21 protein-coding genes, 5 tRNA genes, 1 rRNA gene and 1 other annotated feature are annotated in these 25,589 nt (G+C 50.5%); of the genes, 20 read left to right on the top strand and 7 right to left on the bottom strand.

Annotation, left to right across the window (positions count from 1 at the left end; translation table 11 throughout):
• Positions 1-210 precede the first annotated feature (210 nt).
• The 9 genes from alaS (at position 211) to luxS (ending at position 6,706) form a co-directional block, all read left to right on the top strand.
• Positions 211-2,838 (top strand): alanine--tRNA ligase, encoded by a 2,628-nt coding sequence (alaS, locus tag ACSBQN_RS13655; protein WP_024472630.1) that lies wholly within the window; start codon positions 211-213, stop codon positions 2,836-2,838.
• Between the two features lie 229 nt (positions 2,839-3,067).
• Positions 3,068-3,259 carry a carbon storage regulator CsrA gene (gene csrA / locus ACSBQN_RS13650; protein ID WP_004237871.1) on the top strand — a complete coding sequence of 64 codons (192 nt, stop codon included), beginning with the start codon at positions 3,068-3,070 and terminating at the stop codon, positions 3,257-3,259.
• Positions 3,260-3,612: 353 nt separating this feature from the next.
• A tRNA-Ser gene (locus tag ACSBQN_RS13645) sits at positions 3,613-3,705 on the top strand.
• A gap of 8 nt (positions 3,706-3,713) precedes the next feature.
• A tRNA-Arg gene (locus ACSBQN_RS13640) sits at positions 3,714-3,790 on the top strand.
• Positions 3,791-3,882: 92 nt separating this feature from the next.
• Positions 3,883-3,959 (top strand) — tRNA-Arg (locus tag ACSBQN_RS13635).
• 52 nt (positions 3,960-4,011) lie between these two features.
• Positions 4,012-4,088: transfer RNA gene (locus ACSBQN_RS13630), tRNA-Arg, on the top strand.
• Between the two features lie 24 nt (positions 4,089-4,112).
• Positions 4,113-4,189, top strand: a tRNA-Arg gene (locus ACSBQN_RS13625).
• Between the two features lie 277 nt (positions 4,190-4,466).
• The gene (gene gshA, locus ACSBQN_RS13620) at positions 4,467-6,026 is read left to right on the top strand and encodes a glutamate--cysteine ligase (protein WP_024472629.1); all 1,560 of its coding nucleotides are present in this window, start codon (positions 4,467-4,469) and stop codon (positions 6,024-6,026) included.
• 164 nt (positions 6,027-6,190) lie between these two features.
• Positions 6,191-6,706 (top strand): S-ribosylhomocysteine lyase, encoded by a 516-nt coding sequence (gene luxS, locus ACSBQN_RS13615; protein WP_004238743.1) that lies wholly within the window; start codon positions 6,191-6,193, stop codon positions 6,704-6,706.
• 71 nt (positions 6,707-6,777) lie between these two features.
• On the opposite strand, the gene ACSBQN_RS13610 is transcribed toward luxS, so the two are convergent.
• Positions 6,778-8,070, bottom strand: a complete 1,293-nt coding sequence (locus ACSBQN_RS13610; RefSeq protein ID WP_024472628.1) for a CNNM domain-containing protein — start codon at positions 8,068-8,070, stop codon at positions 6,778-6,780.
• Between the two features lie 55 nt (positions 8,071-8,125).
• On the bottom strand, positions 8,126-8,917 hold the full coding sequence (locus tag ACSBQN_RS13605) for a cytochrome C assembly family protein (RefSeq protein WP_024472627.1): 792 nt from the start codon (positions 8,915-8,917) through the stop codon (positions 8,126-8,128).
• A 183-nt stretch (positions 8,918-9,100) separates the two neighbouring features.
• Between ACSBQN_RS13605 and ffh the strand changes: the two genes are divergently transcribed.
• The 7 genes from ffh to tyrA all read left to right on the top strand — a co-directional run bounded on the left by ffh (position 9,101) and on the right by tyrA (position 15,289).
• The gene (ffh, locus tag ACSBQN_RS13600) at positions 9,101-10,462 is read left to right on the top strand and encodes a signal recognition particle protein (protein ID WP_036409740.1); all 1,362 of its coding nucleotides are present in this window, start codon (positions 9,101-9,103) and stop codon (positions 10,460-10,462) included.
• Positions 10,463-10,600: 138 nt separating this feature from the next.
• Positions 10,601-10,849 (top strand): 30S ribosomal protein S16, encoded by a 249-nt coding sequence (gene rpsP, locus ACSBQN_RS13595; protein ID WP_004237878.1) that lies wholly within the window; start codon positions 10,601-10,603, stop codon positions 10,847-10,849.
• An 18-nt stretch (positions 10,850-10,867) separates the two neighbouring features.
• A complete protein-coding gene (gene rimM / locus ACSBQN_RS13590; protein WP_004237879.1) occupies positions 10,868-11,416 on the top strand; it encodes a ribosome maturation factor RimM in 549 nt (182 codons plus the stop codon).
• A gap of 39 nt (positions 11,417-11,455) precedes the next feature.
• Positions 11,456-12,208, top strand: coding sequence for a tRNA (guanosine(37)-N1)-methyltransferase TrmD (gene trmD / locus ACSBQN_RS13585; RefSeq protein WP_004237880.1), 753 nt, complete (start codon positions 11,456-11,458; stop codon positions 12,206-12,208).
• A 60-nt stretch (positions 12,209-12,268) separates the two neighbouring features.
• Positions 12,269-12,622, top strand: coding sequence for a 50S ribosomal protein L19 (gene rplS, locus ACSBQN_RS13580; protein WP_004237881.1), 354 nt, complete (start codon positions 12,269-12,271; stop codon positions 12,620-12,622).
• 432 nt (positions 12,623-13,054) lie between these two features.
• Positions 13,055-14,149: a 3-deoxy-7-phosphoheptulonate synthase gene (locus ACSBQN_RS13575; RefSeq protein ID WP_004237882.1), complete on the top strand. Its 1,095-nt coding sequence runs from the start codon at positions 13,055-13,057 to the stop codon at positions 14,147-14,149.
• Positions 14,150-14,167: 18 nt separating this feature from the next.
• The gene (tyrA, locus tag ACSBQN_RS13570) at positions 14,168-15,289 is read left to right on the top strand and encodes a bifunctional chorismate mutase/prephenate dehydrogenase (RefSeq protein ID WP_036409743.1); all 1,122 of its coding nucleotides are present in this window, start codon (positions 14,168-14,170) and stop codon (positions 15,287-15,289) included.
• 42 nt (positions 15,290-15,331) lie between these two features.
• Here the strand turns inward: tyrA and ACSBQN_RS13565 are convergent, their stop codons facing one another.
• The 5 genes from ACSBQN_RS13565 to bamD form a co-directional block, all read right to left on the bottom strand.
• Entirely contained in the window at positions 15,332-16,066 is a 735-nt protein-coding gene (locus ACSBQN_RS13565) for a hypothetical protein (protein WP_152696892.1), read from the bottom strand.
• A gap of 168 nt (positions 16,067-16,234) precedes the next feature.
• Positions 16,235-17,212: an elongation factor P--(R)-beta-lysine ligase gene (gene epmA, locus ACSBQN_RS13560; protein WP_036409747.1), complete on the bottom strand. Its 978-nt coding sequence runs from the start codon at positions 17,210-17,212 to the stop codon at positions 16,235-16,237.
• Between the two features lie 154 nt (positions 17,213-17,366).
• Complete coding sequence (gene pheA / locus ACSBQN_RS13555; RefSeq protein WP_024472622.1) at positions 17,367-18,518, bottom strand: bifunctional chorismate mutase/prephenate dehydratase; 1,152 nt, start codon at positions 18,516-18,518, stop codon at positions 17,367-17,369.
• A gap of 29 nt (positions 18,519-18,547) precedes the next feature.
• Positions 18,548-18,669: a sequence feature (Phe leader region), on the bottom strand.
• A 122-nt stretch (positions 18,670-18,791) separates the two neighbouring features.
• The gene (raiA, locus tag ACSBQN_RS13550) at positions 18,792-19,136 is read right to left on the bottom strand and encodes a ribosome-associated translation inhibitor RaiA (RefSeq protein ID WP_004237887.1); all 345 of its coding nucleotides are present in this window, start codon (positions 19,134-19,136) and stop codon (positions 18,792-18,794) included.
• A gap of 309 nt (positions 19,137-19,445) precedes the next feature.
• Positions 19,446-20,180 carry an outer membrane protein assembly factor BamD gene (gene bamD, locus ACSBQN_RS13545; protein ID WP_024472621.1) on the bottom strand — a complete coding sequence of 245 codons (735 nt, stop codon included), beginning with the start codon at positions 20,178-20,180 and terminating at the stop codon, positions 19,446-19,448.
• Positions 20,181-20,317: 137 nt separating this feature from the next.
• Here bamD and rluD point away from each other — a divergent pair, with 137 nt between their 5' ends.
• The 4 genes from rluD to ACSBQN_RS13525 all read left to right on the top strand — a co-directional run.
• Positions 20,318-21,295 carry a 23S rRNA pseudouridine(1911/1915/1917) synthase RluD gene (gene rluD, locus ACSBQN_RS13540; RefSeq protein WP_004237889.1) on the top strand — a complete coding sequence of 326 codons (978 nt, stop codon included), beginning with the start codon at positions 20,318-20,320 and terminating at the stop codon, positions 21,293-21,295.
• Between the two features lie 9 nt (positions 21,296-21,304).
• Complete coding sequence (gene yfiH / locus ACSBQN_RS13535) at positions 21,305-22,051, top strand: purine nucleoside phosphorylase YfiH (RefSeq protein WP_152696893.1); 747 nt, start codon at positions 21,305-21,307, stop codon at positions 22,049-22,051.
• 112 nt (positions 22,052-22,163) lie between these two features.
• A complete protein-coding gene (clpB, locus tag ACSBQN_RS13530) occupies positions 22,164-24,737 on the top strand; it encodes an ATP-dependent chaperone ClpB (RefSeq protein ID WP_032097900.1) in 2,574 nt (857 codons plus the stop codon).
• Between the two features lie 468 nt (positions 24,738-25,205).
• A 16S ribosomal RNA gene (locus ACSBQN_RS13525) occupies positions 25,206-25,589 on the top strand; the annotation flags it as partial.

The following is a 25,589-nucleotide window of genomic DNA, read 5'->3' as shown; positions in this document are numbered from 1 at the left end:
GATGAACGCCGTTTGTACGAACAGACTTTCAGAAAAAGTTTATTCGCTTTACAATGGGTACAGCGAATGGATTTATCTGGGAATTAATGTTCAAGGGAAACCCTTAAATTTCTCTCCGCCTTGATTGATCCGAAGGTTGAATCGGAGCGGCTTCACAGTCTGTTTCGCAATTCATAAATCTTATTATTTCAGCTTGATTTCGGGATAAATATGAGCAAAAGCACCGCTGAGATCCGTCAAGCGTTTCTCGACTTTTTCCATACAAAAGGACATCAGATTGTCCAGAGCAGTTCGCTGGTTCCGAACAACGACCCAACGCTGCTTTTTACTAACGCAGGGATGAATCAATTCAAAGATGTTTTCCTCGGTCTGGATAAACGTCCTTACACCCGCGCTACCACAGCACAGCGCTGTGTCCGTGCCGGCGGTAAGCATAACGACCTGGAAAACGTCGGCTACACTGCACGTCACCACACTTTCTTCGAAATGCTGGGTAACTTCAGCTTCGGCGATTACTTCAAGCATGATGCCATCAATTTCGCCTGGGAACTGCTGACCGGCAAAGAATGGTTTAACCTGCCAAAAGAGAAACTGTGGGTTACTGTTTATGCCACGGATGATGAAGCGTACAACATCTGGAAAGATGAAGTCGGTGTTCCGGCTGAGCGCATTATCCGCATCGGTGATAACAAAGGTGCCCAATACGCCTCTGACAACTTCTGGCAGATGGGCGATACCGGCCCTTGCGGTCCGTGTACTGAGATTTTCTTTGATCACGGTGACCACATCTGGGGAGGTCCTCCGGGATCACCGGAAGAAGACGGCGACCGTTACATCGAGATCTGGAACATCGTCTTTATGCAATTCAACCGTCAGTCTGACGGCACATTAGAGCCGCTGCCGAAACCATCCGTTGATACCGGTATGGGTCTGGAGCGTATTACCGCTGTTCTGCAGCATGTAAACTCTAACTATGATATCGACCTGTTCCGCAAACTGATTGCTGATGTGGCGAAAGTGACCGGTGCTGACGATCTGACCAGCAAATCACTGCGCGTGATCGCCGACCACATCCGTTCCTGTGCCTTCCTGATTTGCGACGGTGTTATTCCGTCCAACGAAGGCCGCGGTTATGTGCTGCGCCGTATCATCCGCCGCGCTGTCCGTCATGGCTACATGCTGGGCGCGAAAGACACCTTCTTCTACAAACTGGTTGCACCGCTGATCGACGTGATGGACTCTGCCGGTGAAGAACTGGCACGTCAGCGCGTGATGGTTGAGAAAGTGCTGAAGTCAGAAGAAGAGCAGTTTGCCCGTACGCTGGAACGCGGCCTGCAACTGCTGGATGACGAATTAGCCTCACTGACCGGGGATACCCTGAGCGGTGAAGCGGCATTCCGTCTTTATGACACCTATGGTTTCCCGCTGGATCTGACCGCTGACGTCTGCCGCGAGCGCAACCTGAAGGTGGATGAAGCCGGTTTTGAAGCGGCAATGGAAGAACAGCGCCGCCGTGCCCGTGAAAACAGCGGTTTTGGTGCGGACTACAACAGTCTCATCAAAGTGGACAAGCGCAGTGACTTCTCCGGTTATGACCACAATGAACAGGCGGCAACCATTGTTGCACTGTACAAAGAAGGTCAGCCTGTTACTGAACTGAATGCCGGTGATGAAGGTCTGGTGATCCTGGATAAAACCGCGTTTTATGCGGAATCCGGCGGTCAGGTCGGTGATACCGGTGTGCTGTCGAACAACGATGCGCAGTTCAGCGTTCTGGACACACAGAAATACGGTCAGGCTATCGGCCATGCCGGTCGTGTGGACAGTGGCAAACTGACGGTGAACCACAAAATCACCGCGAAAATCGACGAAGAGCGCCGTAATGCCATCCGTCTGAACCACTCGGCAACGCACCTGATGCATGCCGCGCTGCGTCAGGTTCTGGGTGAGCATGTGTCACAGAAAGGCTCACTGGTAAACGATAAATACCTGCGTTTTGACTTCTCTCACTTTGAAGCCATGACACCGGCACAAATCCGTGAAGTGGAAGCCCTGGTCAACGCCGAAATCCGTAAAAATGAGCCGGTTGTGACTGAGCTGATGGATCTGGAAGAGGCGAAAGCCAAAGGTGCGATGGCTCTGTTCGGTGAAAAATACGATGAACGTGTCCGTGTACTGAGCATGGGCGACTTCTCAACCGAGCTGTGCGGTGGTACTCACGCGGCACGTACCGGTGATATCGGTCTGTTCCGTATTATCAGTGAATCCGCCACAGCTGCCGGTATCCGCCGTATTGAAGCGGTCACCGGTGCCGGCGCACTGGAAAGCGTGAATCAGCAGTCTGACGCGCTCTCTGCGGTGGCTCAGCTGGTGAAAAGTGATGAAGCCGGTGTGAGCGAGAAAGTCAAAGCTGCGCTGGATAAAATCCGTACCCTGGAAAAAGAGTTACAGCAACTCAAAGAACAGCAGGCTGCGCAGGAAAGTTCCTCCATGACCAAAGATGCCGTTTCAGTGAACGGTGTTAAACTCCTGGTGAAACAATTGACTAACGCTGAACCTAAAATGTTACGCACGATGGTTGATGATCTAAAAAATCAATTAAGCTCTGGAATTATTGTGCTTTCAACTATCAGTGATGATAAAGTTAGTCTCATTGCAGGTGTAACAAAAGATCTGACCGGCAAAGTCAAAGCCGGCGAATTGGTTGCTTTTATTGCTGAACAAATCGGCGGTAAAGGGGGCGGTCGCCCGGATATGGCCCAAGCCGGCGGGACAGATACCGCTGCTTTACCTGCTGCTATGGCAAGCGTTGAAAGCTGGGTGGCATCTCACCTGTAGTCTGAGTAAATCTGAACAGGAGCGCGCTCCGGCGTGCTCCTGATATTGGTGATAAGGTCTTTGTATCACTAACGTTAGGTCGCAATTTTTAACTACACTAAATATTGCAATGTGTCTAAAACTACATATAGTTTACAAATAATCATTGCTATACGCTTTCACGGTGTTGGATGGATAATGGCGGGTAAACTCAGAGGCCCGACTCTTTTAATATTTCAAGGAGCAAAGAATGCTTATTCTGACTCGTCGAGTTGGTGAAACACTCATGATAGGCGATGAGGTAACAGTGACTGTACTGGGTGTTAAAGGAAACCAGGTACGAATTGGTGTCAACGCCCCCAAAGAGGTTTCTGTTCACCGTGAAGAAATTTACCAGCGGATCCAGGCTGAAAAATCTCAACCCAATAACAATAACTATTAAGTTGTGAGGCGCGCTCGTTACCGCGACGGGCGCCTTCTTCTTTTCTTCCTGCCGCTATTATCCCGGCTCCTCACTTTTTTTCCTGCAAAAATCGCCCGTCATTCTGTTACTTTCTCTGCTCACTGCCGGATTTTTTCCTCACCGCCGCGTTATGCTGATGTGGATCCTGCTGCCGTAAAAACACACGTATCGTTGTGAAAATCAACATAGTGCGCGGTAATTGTGCAAACGATCGTGAGATCTTAAAAAGTTGGGAAAAATTGTTTGACTTCTCAGTGGGGGAAAGTAATATGTGCGCCACACGACGACGAGATGACGGAAACGGAAATCATCGTTGTGTAGTCTGGAACAATGGTGAGATGGCCGAGAGGCTGAAGGCGCTCCCCTGCTAAGGGAGTATGCGGTCAAAAGCTGCATCGAGGGTTCGAATCCCTCTCTCACCGCCATTCAGATTGCACCCGTAGCTCAGCTGGATAGAGTACCCGGCTACGAACCGGGCGGTCAGAGGTTCGAATCCTCTCGGGTGCACCATTTGAACCCCACGATACTGTCATGGGGTTTTTATTTTGGCAAAAGAAAATGCTAAGATAAAAAATCAGTTCTGAAAAGATGTTTTAAGGTACGCACCCGTAGCTCAGCTGGATAGAGTACCCGGCTACGAACCGGGCGGTCAGAGGTTCGAATCCTCTCGGGTGCACCATCTTATCACCTTATTTCAAAACTGATTTCCGGTAACAGAATTAGTATGCGATGCACCCGTAGCTCAGCTGGATAGAGTACCCGGCTACGAACCGGGCGGTCAGAGGTTCGAATCCTCTCGGGTGCACCATCTTCCTCTCTTATCCCATATTCAGCACCCGTAGCTCAGCTGGATAGAGTACCCGGCTACGAACCGGGCGGTCAGAGGTTCGAATCCTCTCGGGTGCACCATATAAAAACCCCGCTCTTTGAGCGGGGTTTTTCTTTTTCCGTTTTTCCCGTCACTGAATCGAATCCATTTTTACGTCATACTTGTTATCTGAAGTACAGATGCTTCTGAAACTGATCGTATAACAATGACGTGTAAGAGGGATAATGTATTGTCGCGGCATTGGTTTCTGCTGTTCCGTTTGTGTGGGGCAGGGTTGAATCACAGCGACAATAACCCGGCTTTACGATAAAGTATCCCTCTTATGAATAATATCCATTATCAGGACGGGAGGTCGATTTGATCCCGGATGTATCCAAAGCGCTCTCATGGTTAGAGACGCACCCCCGGATTTTAAAAGGCATCAACCGCGGCATTGAGCGTGAAACACTGCGTATCACGCCGGATGGTGCTCTGGCACGTACCGGTCACCCGGAAGGGCTGGGAAAATCATTAACCCATAAGTGGATCACCACGGACTTTGCCGAGTCACTGCTGGAGTTTATTACCCCGGTGGATTCGCGCATTGATTACACCGTGAAATTTCTGCGTGATGTGCACCGCTACACTGCGCGTCATCTGAACAATGAACGGATGTGGCCGCTGAGCATGCCATGCTTCATTGATTCTGAAGAGCATATCGAACTGGCGCAGTTCGGCACATCCAATGCCGGCCGTTTCAAGACACTGTACCGTGAAGGACTTAAAAACCGCTATGGTGCGCTGATGCAGACCATTTCCGGTGTCCACTATAACTTCTCTCTGCCGATGGAATTCTGGCAGGCGTGGAGCGGTATCAGCGATGCACAGAGCGGCAAGGATAAAATCTCCGACGGCTACTTCCGCCTGATCCGCAACTATTACCGTTTCGGCTGGGTGATCCCGTATCTGTTCGGTGCTTCGCCGGCAATCTGCAGCTCGTTCCTGCGCGGCCGCAAAACTAATCTGCCGTTTGAAACGCTGCCGAAAGGGGCGTTATACCTGCCGTATGCCACGTCACTGCGTTTAAGTGACCTCGGTTATACCAACAAGTCACAAAGTGATCTGAACATCACCTTCAACCATCTGGACACATATGTTGCCGGGCTGAAGAATGCCATTCAGATCCCGTCTGAAGAATTTGCCGCACTGGGATTAACCAAAGACGGAAAACACCTTCAGATTAACGCCAACGTCCTGCAGATTGAAAACGAGTTCTATGCCCCTATCCGGCCGAAGCGTGTGCAGAAAGGTGATGAGTCACCGTCTGACGCCTTACAGCGCGGCGGGGTGGAGTATATCGAAGTCCGTGCCCTGGATATCAACCCGTTCTCTGCCACCGGTGTCGATGAAACACAAATCCGTTTCCTCGACCTGTTCCTTATCTGGTGTGTGCTGGCGGATGCGCCGGAAATGAGCGCGGATGAGCTGGCGTGTGCCCGCCATAACTGGAATCGTGTGATTCTGGAAGGGCGTAAACCGGGACAGGAAATCGGTATCGGCTGCGGTCGTGAAAAACAACCCTTGCAAAAAGTGGGTCACGCACTGTTTAATGATCTCCTGCGTGTTGCCGATGTGTTAGATACCTGCTCAGGCACACAGTATCGCGAAGTGTGCGAAGCACTGAAAGCACAGTTTGATGACCCGGAACTGACGTTCTCGGGGCGGATGCTGGCGCTGATAAAAGAAGCGGGTATCGGAAGTTACGGGCTGGCCCTGGCAGATCGGTATCATGAAGAACTGACTCACGAGCCGTATGAAGTGATCAGTGAAGCAGACTTTGCTGAACAATGGCAGACTTCTGTCGATAAACAAAAAGCGATGGAAGAGAGTGATACGATAAGTTTTGATGAGTATCTGGCGCTGCACGGCGGTCGCTGATTTCTGACAGATAAGAAAATGGCCACAATCAATGTGGCCAAAATAAATCTCTCAGAGAATAGGGATGATAACAATTTGCGCGTCTTTCAATACATCAGACCAGCGTATTCAGAAAAAGTTTCATTCGTTCGGCATTTTTTACAAAAAAAAGAGGAGCGGGAATTATGCCTTTGCTGGATAGTTTTTTAGTTGACCACACACGCATGGCGGCACCTGCGGTACGCGTAGCGAAAACCATGACCACCCCGGGTGGCGATACCATCACTGTTTTCGATCTGCGGTTTTGTGTTCCTAATGAAGAGATTCTGCCGGAAAGAGGAACGCATACACTGGAACACCTGTTTGCCGGTTTTATGCGTAACCATTTAAACGGCAATGGTGTTGAAATCATTGATATCTCGCCGATGGGCTGCCGTACCGGGTTCTATATGAGCCTGATTGGTGCGCCGTCAGAGACCCGTGTTGCACAGGCCTGGAAAGACGCTATGGCGGATATCCTGACTGTCAAAGATCAGGCGAAGATCCCTGAACTGAACCTGTATCAGTGCGGGACGTATAAAATGCATTCACTGGAAGAAGCACATCAGATTGCAAAAAACATCATTGAGCGCGATGTCCGCGTCAACAAAAATGATGAACTGCTGTTATCTGATGATGAGCTGGAAAAACTGCATCCGTAATTTTTCAGCCCCGGATACAAAAAAACCTGCGCGAATTGCTGCCGCAGGTTTTTTTATGTCTTTTATCTTTTTCAGATATCAGCAGCGATATCGGCACCGGCCGGTTTCAGCGGCGACAGTTTTACCGTTTTAATCACATTCTCACCGATGGCAACCACTTCAAACTGGTAGTTACCGACAGCGACAACGGTATTGAGTGTCGGGATATCACCGAGCTCTTCCAGCAGAAGGCCGTTAATGGTGCGGGCACCTTCTTCCGGCAGGGAAAGATTCAGGGCTTTATTGATTTCGCGGATATTGGCAGAGCCTTCAATCAGCAGTGTACCGTCAGGCTGACGGGTCACTTCCTCGGCCAGCGACGGTGACATTGAGGTGGTAAAATCACCGACAATTTCTTCCAGGATATCTTCCACGGAGATAAGCCCCCGGATGTCACCGTACTCATCGACAACCAGTCCGACTTTTTCATTATTGCGCTGGAAATTAACCAGCTGTAAGTTCAGCGGTGTGCTGTCCGGCACAAAGTAGACTTTATCAGCGGCCTTGATAAGCATTTGCTTGGTGAATTCCTGCTTCTCAATCATCAGCCGGTAAGCTTCCCGGACACGTAGCATACCGATGGCATCATCCAGCGAGTCGCGGTAGAGCACTATCCGGCCGTGCGGCGAGTGCGTAAGCTGGCGCAGAATGGATTTCCATTCATCATTGATATCAATCCCGATGATCTCAGTGTGCGGCACCATAATTTCATCCACACTGACTTTATCCAGATCGAGGATGGAGATCAGCATGTCCTGGTTGCGGCGGGACAGCTTGCCTTTGGACTCATTAACGATGGTTTTCAGTTCTTCTTTTGATACCGCATCGCTGCGGATCACGGTGCCGCGGATACCGATGCAGCGCATCATAATCAGGGTTATCGCGTTAAATGCCCAGACCAGCGGAAGACAGATTTTTGCCAGCGGACGAAGCAGAAAACTGCTCGGAAAGGCGACCTGCTGCGGATAGAGTGCGGCAATGGTTTTCGGCATCACTTCGGCAAACACGAGGATGACAAAGGTCAGTACCCCGGTGGCGATAGCCACACCGGCGTTGCCGTACAGGCGCATACCGACAATCGTCCCCAGTGCGGAAGCGACAATATTGACCAGGTTATTACCGATAAGAATGAGGCTCAGCAGGCGTTCCGGTTTCTCCAGCAGTTTTTCGACACGGCGGGCAGCCCGGTTTCCCTGCCTGACCTGATGGCGCAGCCGGTAGCGGTTGATGGTCATCATCCCGGTTTCGGATGCGGAAAAGTACGCTGAAATTATCACCAATAAAATAAGAATAATAATCAGCGTACTTGTTGAGACGTGCTCCACAGCGGTGTTCCTTTCTTTTGTGATGAGCGGAAAAGGGCGTTACAGAGACCGGCCGTTATGCATACAGCATCAGTTCCTGAAACAGACGGTGCCCGAAAAATGCCAGTGTGAGAATAAAGGCGCCGGCGAAGTTAAACCAGATAACCCGTTTGCCGCGCCAGCCTTCATGATAGTGCCCCCACAGCAGCACGATATAGACACACCAGGCGACCATCGACAGCAATGATTTATGAATATTATCTTTATCAAAGATGTTATCCATGAACACAATGCCGGTGGCGAGAGTCAGTGTCAGCAGAATCACGCCGACCTGCGTGATATGAAACATTTTACGCTCAATAACCATTAACGGCGGCATATCCGGCGTAAACTTAAGACGTTTGTTTTTCAGCTGATGATCCATCCAGCCGAGCTGCATGGCATACAGCGCCGCAATAATCAGTGTCGCGAAGCTGAGCAGCGCCAGTCCGATATGCACAAACAGCGGCACACTGGCCTGTAAGTGGGTGATAAACTCGCCCGGCATCAGGGTGGCAAGAATCAGGTTGACCATCGAGAAGCTGTAAACAATCGGGATAAGGAACCACGCCCGGCCCTGAAATGCGACAATCGTCATAATGACGGAGACCAGCAGGCTCACCACCGAGCCGAGGTTCAGCAGTGTCAGGTTCTGACCAGCGCCCTGAAAAATCTGTGATTTAATCGCCACGCCGTGGCACACCAGGGCGATAACGGCGAAGATAAGCGCCAGTTTCCGGTAGCCGCGCTGATAGCGGAGCACGCCCGGCATCAGAAGTACCAGGCTTAACAGATATGCGCTAATTGCAACAACAGAGATTTCAGGCATGGTTTTGTGATTATTCAGTCAGTAAGATGAAACAAAATTCATACGTCAGTATACCGCAGCCCGCAGATCACTCCAATGATTACACGATACTTTACGTAAATCGGTTCGCTGATTTGCTGCGGTGCGTGTTATAATCCCGGGTATCTTTTCTATTTTTAGCTCAGTTTTGGCAGAGTCGATGACATGTTTGATAATTTAACTGACAGACTTTCGCGCACCTTGCGCAATATCAGTGGTCGCGGACGACTGACGGAAGACAATATTAAAGAAACGCTGCGCGAAGTGCGCATGGCGCTTCTGGAAGCCGATGTTGCCCTGCCGGTGGTACGGGATTTCATCAACCGCGTCAAAGAGCGTGCTGTCGGCCATGAGGTGAATAAAAGCCTGACGCCGGGGCAGGAGTTCGTCAAAATCGTTCAGGGCGAACTGGTTGCGGCGATGGGCGAGGAAAATAACGCTCTGGATCTCTCTGCCCAGCCGCCGGCTGTGGTACTGATGGCCGGTCTGCAGGGTGCGGGTAAAACCACCAGTGTGGCGAAACTCGGTAAACTGCTGAAAGAAAAACACAAGAAAAAGGTGCTGGTGGTCTCTGCGGACGTGTACCGTCCGGCGGCGATTAAACAGTTACAGACACTGGCAGAGACAGTGGGAATCGAATTTTTCCCGTCTGATGTGTCAGAAAAACCGATTGATATCGCTAAAAAAGCGCTGAAACATGCGCAGCTGCAATTCTTTGATGTCCTGCTGGTGGATACCGCGGGCCGTCTGCATGTCGATGAAGGCATGATGGGCGAAATCAAAGACCTGCATGCGGCCATTAACCCGGTGGAAACCCTGTTCGTCGTGGATGCCATGACCGGTCAGGATGCGGCAAACACCGCCAAAGCCTTTAACGAAGCCCTGCCGCTGACCGGTGTGGTGCTGACTAAAGTCGATGGTGATGCGCGCGGCGGTGCGGCGCTTTCTATCCGCCATATCACCGGTAAACCGATTAAGTTCCTGGGTGTCGGGGAAAAAACCGATGCACTGGAGCCGTTCCATCCGGATCGCGTTGCCTCCCGTATTCTGGGCATGGGCGATGTGCTGTCACTGATTGAAGAGATTGAGAGCAAAGTTGACCGCGATCAGGCGGAAAAACTGGCTTCCAAGCTGAAAAAAGGTGACGGGTTTGACCTCAACGACTTCCTGGAACAGCTTAAGCAGATGCGCAATATGGGCGGTATGGCCGGGATGCTGACCAAGCTGCCGGGTATGTCTCAGGTGCCGGACGCGGTGAAATCGCAGATGGATGACAGCGTGCTGACCAAAATGGAAGCGATGATCAATTCCATGACCAAAAAAGAGCGCGTCAAACCGGAAATTATCAAAGGTTCCCGCAAACGCCGTATCGCGGCGGGTTCCGGGACTCAGGTGCAGGATGTCAACCGGCTGCTCAAGCAGTTCGATGACATGCAGCGCATGATGAAAAAGATGAAGAAAGGGGGCCTCGCGAAGATGATGCGGGGCATGAAAGGTATGATGCCGCCGGGTATGATGGGGCGGTAAAACAAAGAAAGTCACAAAGAATAATCACTTTGGATTGATTTTTTCGCCAAAGTGAGTAAACTTTTCGGGCTTTTTCTATGACAACCGGACGCCATTCCTCGATGGGGTCTGGTTGTTTGTCAATTCAATGAGGATGTTATGGTAACAATTCGTTTAGCTCGTGGCGGCGCAAAAAAGCGTCCGTTCTACCAAATCGTCGTAACCGACAGTCGTAATGCACGTGACGGTCGTTTCATCGAACGTATTGGTTTCTTCAACCCTATCGCTGCCGGTAAGGCTGAAACTCTGCGCTTAGATCTGGACCGTGTTGAACACTGGGTTGGTCTGGGTGCAACTGTCTCTGATCGTGTTGCTGTACTGATCAAAGACGCAAAAAAAGCAGCTTAATCTGTCACGGTGGTAACAATGAGCAAGCACACTAATCCGCAAGCCCCTTCTGATCCGATTGTACTCGGCAAACTGGGGTCATCTTACGGTATTAAAGGGTGGCTCAGAGTGTTTTCTTCCACCGAAAATACTGAAAGTATTTTTGATTATCAGCCGTGGTTTATCCAGCGTAACGGGGTGTGGCAACACATCGAACCGGAAGACTGGAAATCCCACAATCAGGATATGATCGTCAAACTCAAAGGGGTTGACGACAGAGATGCAGCAAACGTACTGACTAACGCGGAAATCGTGGTGGACAGTTCGCAGTTACCGGAATTAGACGGCGATGATTACTACTGGAAAGACCTGATGGGCTGCCGTGTAGTGACCACCGGCGGATATGATCTCGGCACCGTAACCGATTTAATGGAAACCGGGTCGAATGATGTTCTGGTGATTAAAGCAAATCTGAAAGATGCCTTCGGCATGAAAGAGCGGTTAGTGCCGTTTCTTGACGGGCAGGTTATCAGGAAAGTTGATCTCACTGAAAAACTGATTGAAGTTGAGTGGGATCCCGGTTTTTAAACCTCCGGTGATGGTTTTGTCATTAAGTGGGACACGAAAATGTGGATTGGGGTTATCAGCCTGTTTCCTGAAATGTTCCTCTCAATAACCGGGCATGGTGTAACCGGACGGGCAGTAAAAAACGGCCTGATCAGTGTTGATTGCTGGAACCCGCGTGATTTCACGTATGACCGGCACCACACTGTGGACGATCGGCCCTACGGGGGCGGTCCCGGCATGCTGATGATGGTGGAGCCTCTGCGCAAAGCTATCCATGCAGCAAAAGCTGCCGCAGGTGACAATGCGAAAGTGATTTATCTTTCGCCGCAGGGCCGCAAACTCGATCAACAGGGAGTTTGTGAGCTGGCCGCCAACGAGAAGTTAATTCTGGTGTGCGGCCGGTATGAGGGAGTAGATGAACGCGTTATCCAGACTGAAATTGATGAAGAATGGTCAGTCGGGGATTACGTGCTCAGTGGTGGTGAATTGCCGGCGATGGTACTGATTGATGCGGTATCGCGTTTTGTCCCGGGTGTCCTCGGACATCAGGCATCAGCAAAAGAAGATTCCTTTGCTGACGGTTTACTTGATCACCCGCACTATACCCGCCCTGAAGTGTTGGATGGCATGTGTGTTCCGCCGGTTTTACTGTCGGGCAACCATGCAGAAATTGATCGCTGGCGTATGAAACAGTCACTCGGTCGCACCTGGCTCAGAAGACCTGAACTTCTGGAAAGCCTAGCTCTGACTGACGAGCAAAGGATGTTGCTGGCTGAATTCCAGCGGGAATATCAGTCCGGAGCAACAAGTTAATCCAGGTATCCTGCGGGATATCTTTTGAAATATCAGTTTACCTAGGGTAAGAGATTTATTATGAGCAACATTATTAAACAACTTGAACAAGAGCAGATGAAACAAGACGTACCTTCATTCCGTCCGGGTGACACCGTGGAAGTTAAGGTATGGGTCGTTGAAGGTTCTAAAAAACGTCTGCAGGCATTCGAGGGCGTGGTTATCGCTATCCGTAACCGCGGTCTGCACTCTGCATTCACTGTTCGCAAGATTTCTAACGGCGAAGGTGTTGAGCGTGTATTCCAGACTCACTCACCTGTTGTTGACAGCATCAGCGTTAAACGCCGTGGTGCCGTTCGTCGTGCTAAACTGTACTACCTGCGTGAGCGTTCAGGTAAGGCAGCTCGTATCAAAGAGCGTTTGAACGCAAAATAATGCGCAAGCATCCGATATGACAATAAAGGCCAGCCTCGTGCTGGCCTTTTTTATACGCTATTTTATTTTTCTTTTTTGCCTGTTTTCCGTTCAATTCGCTGTATTGTTTATATGACATCATTTTCATCATGTAAATATTTATTTACATCATATCTGCGTTATAAACTACCTTTCTTTCTGTCATTATCTTACATACCATAATCTGAATTTGATTAATTTATTGTTTTTCAATTAATTAATGATTATTCATAAGCGATGTAGCTGATGGGTGTTATCAGTGCAGAACATCTCATTTTTATTTTGTAATTTAAAATGTACGAAAAATTAAATATTTTACGATTTTGGATTGAATTATTTACGAAGGATGTTATGGTGTTTTCTCAGACACTCAACACGTAATCCATTTTTTGTAAAACTCAGCAGGAAAACACTATGATCATGCAAAAAGACGCACTCAATAACGTTCACATCAGTGATGAAATTGTTTTAATCTCACCGGAAGAACTGAAACAAAAGTACCCATTGAGTCGCAACGACCAGCATGCCATCGCCGGTGCACGTAAGACGATTGCGGATATTGTTCATCACCGCGACCCGCGTTTACTGGTTGTCTGTGGCCCGTGTTCCGTTCATGATACGGATGCAGCGCTGGAATATGCCCGTCGTCTGAAAGAATTATCTGCTGAGTTGAGTGACAGTCTGTATATCGTGATGCGTGTCTATTTTGAAAAACCGCGGACAACCGTGGGCTGGAAAGGGCTTATCAGTGATCCGTTTATGGATGGATCTTTCGAGATGGAAAAAGGTCTGCACATTGCCCGCAAACTGATGGTGGATCTGGTTCAGCTCGGCCTGCCGCTGGCAGGTGAAGCGCTGGATCCGAATAACCCGCAGTACCTCGGGGATCTGTTCAGCTGGTCTGCCATTGGTGCGCGTACCACCGAATCACAGACACACCGCGAAATGGCGTCCGGTCTGTCCATGCCGGTCGGTTTTAAAAACGGGACTGACGGCAGCCTGAGCACTGCCATCAACGCCATGAAAGCTGCGTCCATGCCGCACCGTTTTATGGGGATCAACCAGTCCGGTCAGGTCTGTCTGTTACAGACACAGGGTAACCCGAACGGCCATGTGATCCTGCGCGGCGGAAAACGTCCGAACTACAGTGCGGAAGATATTACGGAATGCGAGGCACAAATGAAGAAAGCCGGTCTCACCCCCTCACTGATGGTAGACTGCAGTCACGGCAACTCGGATAAAGATTTCCGTCGTCAGCCGCTGGTGGTGGATGCCGTGGCAGAACAAATTTGTGCCGGAAATACCTCAATTACCGGTATTATGCTGGAAAGCCATATTAATGAAGGCAATCAGTCATCAGAACAACCGCGCAGTGCCATGCAGTACGGCGTGTCAGTGACAGACGCCTGCATCAGTTGGGAAACCACTGAAGCAGTTCTGCGTCAGCTGCATCAGCAGATCTCACCGGCGCTGGCAGAGCGTGTGGTTCAGTTACAGCAGGCAGGATAATAAAAACAGGCAGGGTGTATGTCCGGTGCATTAACGCATTTACGTGATCAAATTGATGAAGTGGATAAATCGCTGCTGTCACTGCTGGCAAAACGCCTTCAGTTAGTGGCGGAAGTCGGGGAAGTGAAAAGTCAGCACGGCCTGCCGGTCTATGCGCCGGATCGCGAAGCCGCAATGCTGGCATCACGGAGGCAGGAGGCGGAATCACTCGGGGTTCCGCCGGATCTGATAGAGGATGTGCTGCGCCGTATCATGCGGGAATCCTATTCCCGTGAGAATGATAAAGGGTTTAAAAAGCTCAATGAGCAGGCCCGCCCGATAGTGATTGTCGGCGGTGACGGCAAAATGGGGCAGTTGTTCCGGCGGATGCTGACACTGTCCGGCTACACTGTGCGTATTCTCGACAGCGGCGACTGGGCGGATGCCCCGGAACTGCTGGCAGATGCGGGCATGGTGATTGTCAGTGTGCCTATCCACCTGACAGAACAGGTTATTAAACAATTACCGCCACTGCCGGAAGATTGCATCCTGGCGGATCTCGCGTCTGTCAAAGCGGGGCCGTTACAGGCAATGCTGGCAGTACACAACGGACCGGTACTCGGGTTGCACCCGATGTTCGGGCCGGATGTCGGCAGTTTTGCCAAGCAGGTGGTGGCCTTTTGTGACGGGCGTTTCCCTGAGCAGTATCAGTGGTTCCTCGAACAGATTACGGTCTGGGGCGCGCATTTACAGGGTATTAAGGCGCAGGAGCATGATCGCAATATGCGCTACATTCAGGCGCTGCGTCACTTCACTACCTTTGCTTACGGGCGGTATCTGGCAAAAGAAAATGTCGATCTCGCGCAGCTGCTGTCATTGTCATCACCGATTTACCGGCTGGAACTGGTAATGATTGGTCGCCTGTTTGCCCAGGATCCGCAGCTTTATGCAGATATCATTATGGCCTCGGAAGATAACCTGGATGTGATAGAGGATTATCACCGTGAGTTCGGTGAAGCCATGTCACTGCTGGAAAGCCGGGATAAAGCAGAGTTTATTTCGCAGTTCTCCGCTGTCAGTGACTGGTTCGGCGAACACGCACAGCGCTTTATGAAAGAGAGTCAGGGATTACTGCAACAGGCGAGCGACAGCCGCCGCTGATATTTGCGGGGTACTCAGTAAAGTACCCCGCAGTTTCGCCGATTATTTTACGGTATTTTCTTTCGGGTAAAACGTTTTCGGTGTTGCGGTATGGTACTCATTGCCGGTGATGAGTTTTCGCGGATCCCATTTATGTTTAAAGTTACTGTCAACGGTAAACTCTGTGCGCCGGATGGTCATTAAATCCTTGCAAACCACTTCCTGATTTGAATAGGCAATAACAGGTCTTCCTGTGACATCGGCAAGATCCTGCGCTGCTTTTTGTTTTCCGTAACAACTGATTAAATGTATTGGTCCTGAATTTTTAGTCAGGTCAATTTCAATATTATTGTCTTCTTTTGATTTTTCTTTCAGATAGTCAACAAATTCACGCGCAGTTAAATTTTGTGACTGTGACTCATCCAGCCGGCAGCGGGGTCTGTTACCAACCTTTGTGTATGTGCCATTTTCTATTATTGGCTGCGCAAGATTGCCAACGGTAAACTTTCCGCTTTTGCTGCCGTGAAGAAGAAGTGCTTCCTCACCCGTATTTCGGAAGTTATTCGTATAGCCGTGAAAGCGGGGAGTCTGATTACTTGGATTGAGATCATCATCTAATGCCAAATTGCGCGCGACAAAACTGCCGGGCAGCTTTTTGTGTCCTGCCGCCGGCTTATGACCGCTCATTTTAATATCAGAAACAGAATGTAATGAAGCAAACAGGTTTTTAACTGCTGATTTTACAGATGATTCAAACGCATGAAATTTAGCTGATAAGATTTCTGATGATATATGCATAACGTATTTTCCGCTGATTTATATCGTTAATATATGTTCAGCGAAAAATAGCACCAGACTCGGCAGATCACTTTCAAATAATGAGCTGACTAGCTATACCGGGTAGAATAAAGATGAGATGAAGAAAAGAGAAGCAGCCATCTGCGTAACAGATGGCTGACAGAGGTGTTATGCGCGATCCACCGGGAAAGCGATCACATCACTGATCCGCTCTGCACCCAGAGCGAGCATAATCAGGCGGTCAATGCCCAGCGCCACACCGGCACATTCCGGGAAACCGTGCTCAAGTGCTGCCAGCAGATTTTCATCAATCGGCTGTTCCGGCAGGCCCATACTTGCCCGTTTGCGGTTATCCCGTTCAAAGCGCTGACGCTGCTCTGCGGCATCAGTCAGTTCACGGAAGCCGTTTGCCAGCTCAACCCCTTTGTAATACACCTCAAAGCGCTCGGCCACGCGGTGATCTTCAGAGCTGATCTCCGCCAGTGAGGCCTGGCTTGCCGGGAAGTGATAAATAAAGGTCGGTTTTTCCAGCCCGATATGCGGCTCCACACCCACCATAAACAGCAACTGCAAAATGGTATCGCGATCTTCCTCAGTATCGGCAATATTGCTGACATCCAGTTTGGCCGCAACTTCACGCAGTTTGTCTTTCTCGGCGGTCAGCGGATCGATATCCAGGTAGCGCAGGAAAGCCTGCTGATAGGATAACGATTCTGCACTTTCACACTCTAAGGTTTGCTGTAATAAATCATCAACCTCATTTATCAGACGGTACATATCATAATGAGGACGATACCATTCGAGCATGGTGAACTCCGGATTATGATAGCGTCCGGCTTCCTCGTTACGATAACTGCGGCCCATCTGATAAATGGGGCCGCTGCCAGCTGCCAGTAACCGTTTCATGTGGTATTCCGGGCTGGTCATCAGATAAAGCGTTATTCCCTGTGCGGCTCCGGGGCCGGTAAACTGAGTTTCAAAGGCGCGCAGATGGACATCGGTGACGGTCGCCTGACTCATGGTCGGCGTTTCGACTTCTAATACACCTCTGTCTGCAAAAAAATGTCTGATTTCATTAACAATTTTTGCGCGTTTTAATAGATTGGCTATCGGGGCAGTCGGCTGCCAGCCCGCAATATCACTCATGCCGTAAGAACTCCGAATAAAAATAAAGGGTGCAGTTTACCCGCAACCTCTGATGGTGACAAACAGATATGCAGAACATGCTACGTGCAAAACCGTACTCTGAACAGGCGTATTGTGCGGCGGCGGGGCGCTGCCGCACCCCCGGCAGGTATAATCAGCCGATTAAGGCAGGCGGGACATGTTCCCCCGGATAACTGCCGAGCACCTTCACTGAACGGGCGATTGCCTGTAATGCTTTGAGCGCCTGCTGCATCGGTACTGAACGCAGATTAGCATGCACATCAATATAAAACATCTCTTCCCATGGTGTACCGTGAATAGGGCGGGATTCCAGTTTGCTCATCACAATGTCATGCTCTTTCAGGATAATCAGGGCATCGACCAGCGCCCCGGCCTGTTGCCCGGTCGCCATCAGCAGAGTCGTTTTCGCCGGCACCTGCTCTGACACATCAATCGGCTGGCGGGCAATGACAATAAAGCGCGTCATATTGGTCTGCTGATTGGCAAGATTCTGTGCAATCGCCTGTAACCCGTACAGTGCGCCGCCGGCTTCGCTGCCGAGAGCTGCAACATCTGTCCGGCTGAGGGAGGCGACTTTTTCCATCGCCGCCGCGGTACTTTCGCAGTATTCAATTTTGCGATCCGGGAACTGACTGAGATACTGGCTGCACTGCTCAAACGGCTGCGGATGGCTGTAAAGGGTGGTGATCCCGGCAATATCCGCGCCCGGGATGGTCAGCAGGCAGTGATTCACCGGCAGGCGCAACTCGCCGACAATGGAAAGCGGGGTGGTCTGGAGCAAATCATAGACATCGTTGATGGCACCGGAACTGGTATTTTCCAGCGGCAGCATCCCGTAATCGGCCTGACCGTTTTCAACCAGCTCAAAAATATCACGGAATTTACTGCAGCTGAACTCGGTCATATGATCGAAATGACGGGCGGAATACTGACGGGCGGCCACATGTGAATAAGATCCTCTCGGGCCCAGGAAGGCTATCCGCGCGCTGTTATCCGGTGTCTGATTCAGGTGTTTTTGCAGAATCGCCTGCTGGGTCAGGACGGAATCCTCAATAATCAGCTGGAACAGGCGGGTGATATAAAATCCGTCCAGTCCGTGCGGCTTACCTTTGTTTATCAGTACATCCAGCAGCTCACGCTCGCGGTTTTTATCGCGGATGGGGCGGTTATCCTGTAATTTTGTCTGTGCGACAGCCACGGCGAGCTGCCGCCGCTTTGCCAGCAGGTCCAGCAATTGTGCATCCAGCTGGCTGATTTGTTCCCGTATAGCTAAAAGATCGTTCATATATTGTCCTCAGACCCTGTTTTCCGGCGATAAAAAAAGCCTCCGTGGCGGGAGGCTTTTCTGTGCGTCTTCGTTTTCTTTCTCACACGACAAAAAGCCTCATTAACAGAAGCGAAAAAAGAAAAAGAAGAAGCGGATACGGGGATACATAGTCAGTGCGTTGTCCGTTGTGTCATCAGATGATAATTAATAGACCTGATGCAACCCGTTGTGTCAACCAAAAAAAACGCGCCCGGAGGGCGCGCAGAGACAAAACTCAATTTATTATATTTTTTATTCTGCGGATTCTTCATCAGACACAAGGTTGGCTTCTTTAACACTGTTATCCGCGCGGCGCGCTTCACCTTTGTGCTGTGCTTTATTCAGCTGCCGTTCCAGTTTCGCCAGTAATTCATTGATGGCGGCATACATATCAGCGTGTTTGGCGCTGGCAACTAAATTTCCATTCGGTGTGCTGATGGTGGCATCAACCACAAATCCCTGCGGATCTTTCGCGAGGATAATGTGCGGGTTAATTAAAGGAACCTGCCACTTACTCAGCTTATCGAGACGGTTTTCAACATGCTCCCGGATTGCCGGGGTGATCTCCATTTGCTTACTGGTGATATTCACATTCATAGTGACCTCTCTTTGTTACATCCGTCTTGTTGATACTCAGAATACGTTGATGGCGACAAGAAAAAATTGATCGCCGTCACTAATATTTTTTAGTTTTTTCAAAAGGTTATAATTTTGTGACTCAGACTGAGAATACAGAGGATACAACTTGCGGGAAGGGACTGAATCGTGCATTATCGATAAGTTGGCTGACCGCATATTCTCAGAGAGGAGAAGGCTGTCGGCCATTTTTTATGCAGTAAAATAATGATAAGGCAATAAAAAAGCCATCCGGAGATGGCCTTTTCAATCAGATGAGTAAAACGGAACTCAGTCGCGCGGGTTGGCGGCAATCAGCTGTGCCACTTTTCCGGCTTCCGCCGTTAATCCCAGTTCATTATAGGCATTTTCCATCAGCGGCAGCGCCTGACGTGTCGCCAGTGTGTCCGGATAATCACGCAGCATTAATTCAACACGATTAATCACCGCGACATATGCCCCGCGTTTCGTGTAGAATTTCGCAACGGCCAGTTCAAAGGCCGCAAGGCGATCTTTGAGGAATACCAGACGTTTTGCGGAGTCTGTCGCATAGATACTGGTCGGATAATAACGCAGTAACTGGCTGAAATCCTGGAATGCCACACGCGCGTTCTGCGGGTCGCGGTCTGCACGATCGATACCAAAGAAACTCTGCAGCATGTTATCATCGAGCGCCTGAGCGGTCAGACCGCGCATGTACAGGACGTAATCGATGTTCGGATGTGTCGGGTTCAGACGCATGAAACGGTCGATTGAGGCCAGTGCCATCTGTAAATCACCTGCTTTATAGTAGGCGTAAATCAGATCCAGCTGAACCTGCTGCGAATACGGGCCGAAAGGAAAACGGTTATCGAGGGTCTCAAGCTGCGTGATGGCCCCTTTATAGTTACCGTCCTGTAATTTTTCCTGGCCGACAGTATACAGCTCTGACGGTGAGGCATCCGGGAGAATTTCCTTGTTTCCGGAACAGCCGGACAACATGAGGCTTAGCGTGGCGGCGGCCACGAGATATTTCATACGTATCATCACGTGTTGATTATCCTCTGAATATTTTTTAGGGAGCACTCCGTACAGCTCCCGCTGGCGATCACGATACAATACCACATAGTTTAAATGAAACGGTGTTACCGTTCAAAATATAACTTTCTGAAACAGAGACAAACATGGCTCAAGAAATACAACTTACCGCAACTATTAATGAATCACAGCTCGGTCAGCGTTTAGATCAGGCTTTGGCGGAATTGTTCCCTGATTATTCACGATCACGTATAAAAGAGTGGATCTTAGATGACAGGGTTCAGGTTAACGGCCGTCTTGTCAACAAACCAAAAGAAAAAATGCTGGGCGGGGAACAGATCAGTATCGATGCACTGATTGACGAGGACATGCGTTTTGAACCGCAAAACCTGCCGCTCAATATCGTTTATGAAGATGATGATATCCTGGTGATTAATAAACCGCGTGATTTTGTGGTGCACCCGGGAGCAGGTAATCCGGACGGTACTGTCCTGAACGCGCTGCTGTATCATTATCCTGATATTGCCGATGTGCCGCGTGCGGGTATCGTTCACCGCCTGGATAAAGATACCACCGGGCTGATGGTGGTGGCGAAAACTGTACCTGCCCAGACCCGGCTGGTGGAATCACTGCAACTGCGCGAAATCACCCGTGAATATGAAGCGGTGGCTAATGGTCGTATGACAGCGGGCGGCAAAGTGGAAGAACCTATTTCCCGCCATCCGACCAAACGTACTCATATGGCTGTTAACCCGATGGGTAAACCGGCGGTGACACATTACCGTGTGATGGAGCATTTCCGTGCCCACACCCGTCTGCGTCTGCGTCTGGAAACCGGCCGTACTCACCAAATCCGTGTGCATATGGCACATATCAATCATCCGCTGGTGGGGGATCAGCTCTACGGCGGTCGTCCGCGCCCGCTGAAAGGGGCAAGCGATGAATTCCGCGATGCACTGCGTGAATTTGACCGCCAGGCTCTGCATGCCACCATGCTGCGTCTTTATCATCCGATCACCGGGATTCAGATGGAGTGGCACGCGCCGATTCCGGATGATATGGTGAAACTGATTGAAGTTCTCAAAGCTGATGCGCAAGAGCATCAGGATGATATGGACTGGTAAGGAGTCACCATGACCGCACTGATTACCCCGCAATGGCCGCTGCCCGCAGGCGTGAAAGCCTGCAGTTCATTACGTACAGGCGGTGTCAGTCAGCCGCCGTTTGACAGCCTCAATCTGGGGCTGCATACGGGTGATTCCCCTGAGGACGTCGCCCGTAACCGGGCGATTCTGGCTGAGGCGGCCGGGTTCCCGGATACACCACTGTGGCTGAATCAGGTACACGGAACGGATGTTGCCATTCTCGGTGACAACACACCGCGCGGCCCGCAGGCCGATGCGGTGTATACCCGCACCCCGGGGAAAGTCTGTGCGATCATGACGGCGGATTGCCTGCCGGTACTGTTCTGTTCCCGTGACGGGCGCGAAGTGGCCGGTGCTCACGCAGGCTGGCGCAGTTTATGCGGCGGCGTGCTGGAAAATACGGTCTCCTGCTTTGCGGCCGCGCCGTCAGACATTATTGCCTGGCTGGGGCCGGCCATCGGCCCGCAGAAATTTGAGGTCGGCGCGGAAGTGCGGGAGGCGTTTATGGCGCACGCCGCAGAAGCAGCCCCGGCATTTATTCCGTATGGTGATAAATATCTGGCGGATATTTATCAGCTGGCCCGTCAGCGTCTGGCAGCCGCCGGTGTGAATGCTGTTTCCGGCGGCACCGAATGCACCGTGACAGATTCTGCCCGCTTCTTTTCTTACCGCCGTGATGCCCGTACCGGACGGATGGCGTCATTTATCTGGATCACCCGGCCGCAAAAGTCATAACCTTCAGGATTACGCATAATATTTAATATTTTTTCAAAATCTGGCTTGAATATTTGACAAAAGTCCTCATTTAGTACTTAGCTAAAATTCAAAGCCATTTTTTGGAGGTGTTATGCGTTTGGATCGTTTCACGAATAAATTCCAGCAAGCGCTCGCCGACGCCCAGTCTCTTGCAGTCGGGCACAGCAATCAGTTTATTGAACCCGTGCATTTACTGTCAGCATTTCTGCATCAGGAAGGCGGGTCGGTGCGTCCGTTACTGGCATCTGCCGGGGCGGATATTGCGCAGCTTAATCAGAAGATTGATGACACCATCAGTCGTTTACCGCAGGTGGAAGGTTCCGCCGGGGATGTGCAACCCTCTCAGGATTTAATCCGTCACCTGAATATATGTGACCAGATTGCACAAAAACAAAATGATGCTTATATCGCATCCGAAATTTTTGTTCTGGCTGTATTAGAGAGCAACAGCTCATTAGCAGATGTATTAAAAGCAGCCGGAATTAATAAACAAACACTTAAGAAGGCTATAGACACTATGCGTGGTGGTGAGAATGTGAATGACCAGGGCGCGGAAGATCAACGCCAGGCCCTGAAGAAATATACGATTGATTTAACTGAGCGCGCCGAATCCGGCAAACTCGACCCGGTTATCGGCCGTGATGAAGAAATCCGCCGGACTATCCAGGTCTTACAGCGCAGAACCAAAAACAACCCGGTACTGATCGGGGAACCCGGGGTGGGTAAAACCGCCATCGTGGAAGGACTGGCGCAGCGTATCGTCAACGGCGAAGTGCCGGAAGGACTGAAAAATAAACGCGTGCTGTCTCTGGATCTCGGTGCGCTGCTGGCCGGTGCCAAATACCGCGGTGATTTCGAAGAGCGTCTGAAAGCCGTTCTGAATGAATTATCCAAAGAAGAAGGCAGTGTCATCCTCTTTATTGATGAGCTGCATACCATGGTCGGCGCAGGTAAAGCGGATGGCGCAATGGACGCCGGGAATATGCTGAAACCGGCACTGGCCCGTGGTGAACTGCACTGTGTGGGCGCAACCACACTGGATGAGTACCGCCAGTATATAGAGAAAGATGCGGCATTAGAGCGCCGTTTCCAGAAAGTCTATGTGGCAGAGCCGACAGTGGAAGACACCATTGCGATCCTGCGTGGTCTGAAAGAGCGTTATGAGCTGCATCACCATGTGCAGATAACCGATCCGGCGATTGTCGCGGCGGCAACGTTATCGCACCGCTATATCACGGATCGTATGTTACCGGATAAAGCGATTGACCTGATTGATGAAGCAGGTGCAAGTCTGCGTATGCAGATGGATTCCAAACCGGAATCCCTCGACAGACTGGATCGCCGTATCATTCAGTTAAAACTGGAACAGCAGGCACTGAAAAAAGAGTCTGATGATGCCAGTAAAAAACGGCTTGATATGCTGGAGCAGGAATTAACCGAGAAAGAGCGCGAGTATGCGTCTCTGGAAGAAGAGTGGAAAGCGGAGAAAGCAACGCTGTCCGGCACCCAGCACATCAAAGCAGAACTGGAGCAGGCAAAAACGGCACTGGAACAGGCACGCCGTACCGGTGATCTGACCAAAATGTCAGAATTGCAGTACGGTAAAATTCCGGAGCTGGAAAAACAGCTGGCAGCAGCCAATGCGGCAGAAGATAAAGAGATGAAACTGCTGCGTAATAAAGTCACTGATGTGGAAATCGCTGAAATCCTGGCGCGCTGGACCGGTATTCCGGTATCCCGCATGCTGGAAGGCGAGCGCGAAAAACTGCTGCGTATGGAGCAGGTGATGCACAGCCGTGTGATCGGTCAGGATGAAGCGGTTGACGCGGTAGCCAATGCTATCCGCCGCAGCCGTGCCGGGTTATCGGATCCGAACCGTCCGATTGGTTCGTTCCTGTTCCTCGGACCGACCGGGGTGGGTAAAACCGAGCTGTGTAAAGCGCTGGCTGATTTCCTGTTCGACAGCGATGACGCGATGGTGCGTATCGATATGTCCGAGTTTATGGAAAAACACTCTGTGGCACGGCTTATCGGGGCACCTCCGGGATATGTCGGGTATGAAGAGGGCGGTTATCTGACCGAAGCGGTCCGCCGTCGTCCTTATTCCGTCATTCTGCTGGATGAAGTGGAAAAAGCGCATCCGGATGTCTTCAACATCTTATTACAGGTGCTGGATGACGGACGGCTGACTGACGGGCAGGGGCGCACTGTGGACTTCCGTAACACGGTCGTGATTATGACCTCTAACCTGGGGTCTGACCGGATTCAGGAACACTTTGGTGAACTGAATTACGATGCAATGAAAGGCGCGGTCATGGAAGTGGTTTCTCATCACTTCAGACCGGAATTCATCAACCGTATTGATGAAGTGGTGGTATTCCATCCGCTGGCGAAAGAGCAGATCCACGCGATTGCGAAAATTCAGCTCAAACGTCTGTACAAACGTCTGGAAGAGCACGGCTATCAGGTCACGATTACTGACAGTGCGCTGGATAAACTGGCAGAAGCCGGATTCGACCCGGTATTCGGGGCGCGTCCGCTGAAACGGGCTATTCAGCAGGAGATCGAAAACCCGATGGCGCAGGCGATGCTGTCCGGCAAACTGATTCCGGGTAAAATGATCACTCTGGATTTAACCGATGGTGTGATCACCGCGAAACAGTAATAACAGAAGAAAGCAAAACAGAGGGGCGCGAAAGCGCCCCTTTTTTGTGCATAATGCACAGGAAATCAGCGATACCTTATGTGTTTGCCCGGTTTTTGAGCAAACGGAAAAAAAGTTGAAATAAACACTTGCGTGATCTCAGCGAGTGTCTATAATGCGCCCTCACTGACACGGAGCAACACGCTGAGAAGCGCGCCGACAGTAGAGGAAAGCGAAAAAAGTTGAAAAACAACGCTTGACTCGAAGGGGCTGAAAACGTAATATACGCAGCCTCGCAACAACGCAGAAGACCGGCAACGGCAGCGAATGTTGCAACTGCTCTTTAACAATTTATCAGACAATCTGTGTGGGCACTCGCAGGACATATCACAAAAAATATATTTTTGAGAAGTCTTGAAGAGTGACCAATACAGCAGCTTAGCAATAAGCAGCAGTAAACAGTTTAATTCTTTGAGCATCAGACACTTTTAATTGAAGAGTTTGATCATGGCTCAGATTGAACGCTGGCGGCAGGCCTAACACATGCAAGTCGGGCGGTAACAGGGAGAAGCTTGCTTCTCTGCTGACGAGCGGCGGACGGGTGAGTAATGTATGGGGATCTGCCTGATGGCGGGGGATAACTACTGGAAACGGTAGCTAATACCGCATAATGTCTACGGACCAAAGCGGGGGACCTCCGGGCCTCGCGCCATCAGATGAACCCATATGGGATTAGCTTGTAGGTAAGGTAACGGCTTACCTAGGCGACGATCCCTAGCTGGTCTGAGAGGATGATCAGCCACACTGGGACTGAGACACGGCCCAGACTCCTACGGGAGGCAGCAGTGGGGAATATTGCACAATGGGCGCAAG

Source organism: Morganella sp. B601, assembly GCF_051172335.1.
Lineage (GTDB): Bacteria > Pseudomonadota > Gammaproteobacteria > Enterobacterales > Enterobacteriaceae > Morganella > Morganella morganii.
This window is presented reverse-complemented; position numbering and strand designations above follow the sequence as displayed.

Coding starts and splice junctions, on each gene's coding strand:
- alaS (WP_024472630.1), top strand. CDS start 211: ATGAGCAAAAGCACCGCTGAGATCCGTCAAGCGTTTCTCGACTTTTTC.
- csrA (WP_004237871.1), top strand. CDS start 3,068: ATGCTTATTCTGACTCGTCGAGTTGGTGAAACACTCATGATAGGCGAT.
- luxS (WP_004238743.1), top strand. CDS start 6,191: ATGCCTTTGCTGGATAGTTTTTTAGTTGACCACACACGCATGGCGGCA.
- ACSBQN_RS13605 (WP_024472627.1), bottom strand. CDS start 8,917: ATGCCTGAAATCTCTGTTGTTGCAATTAGCGCATATCTGTTAAGCCTG.
- ffh (WP_036409740.1), top strand. CDS start 9,101: ATGTTTGATAATTTAACTGACAGACTTTCGCGCACCTTGCGCAATATC.
- rpsP (WP_004237878.1), top strand. CDS start 10,601: ATGGTAACAATTCGTTTAGCTCGTGGCGGCGCAAAAAAGCGTCCGTTC.
- rimM (WP_004237879.1), top strand. CDS start 10,868: ATGAGCAAGCACACTAATCCGCAAGCCCCTTCTGATCCGATTGTACTC.
- trmD (WP_004237880.1), top strand. CDS start 11,456: ATGTGGATTGGGGTTATCAGCCTGTTTCCTGAAATGTTCCTCTCAATA.
- rplS (WP_004237881.1), top strand. CDS start 12,269: ATGAGCAACATTATTAAACAACTTGAACAAGAGCAGATGAAACAAGAC.
- ACSBQN_RS13575 (WP_004237882.1), top strand. CDS start 13,055: ATGATCATGCAAAAAGACGCACTCAATAACGTTCACATCAGTGATGAA.
- tyrA (WP_036409743.1), top strand. CDS start 14,168: ATGTCCGGTGCATTAACGCATTTACGTGATCAAATTGATGAAGTGGAT.
- ACSBQN_RS13565 (WP_152696892.1), bottom strand. CDS start 16,066: ATGCATATATCATCAGAAATCTTATCAGCTAAATTTCATGCGTTTGAA.
- epmA (WP_036409747.1), bottom strand. CDS start 17,212: ATGAGTGATATTGCGGGCTGGCAGCCGACTGCCCCGATAGCCAATCTA.
- pheA (WP_024472622.1), bottom strand. CDS start 18,518: ATGAACGATCTTTTAGCTATACGGGAACAAATCAGCCAGCTGGATGCA.
- raiA (WP_004237887.1), bottom strand. CDS start 19,136: ATGAATGTGAATATCACCAGTAAGCAAATGGAGATCACCCCGGCAATC.
- bamD (WP_024472621.1), bottom strand. CDS start 20,180: ATGATACGTATGAAATATCTCGTGGCCGCCGCCACGCTAAGCCTCATG.
- rluD (WP_004237889.1), top strand. CDS start 20,318: ATGGCTCAAGAAATACAACTTACCGCAACTATTAATGAATCACAGCTC.
- yfiH (WP_152696893.1), top strand. CDS start 21,305: ATGACCGCACTGATTACCCCGCAATGGCCGCTGCCCGCAGGCGTGAAA.
- clpB (WP_032097900.1), top strand. CDS start 22,164: ATGCGTTTGGATCGTTTCACGAATAAATTCCAGCAAGCGCTCGCCGAC.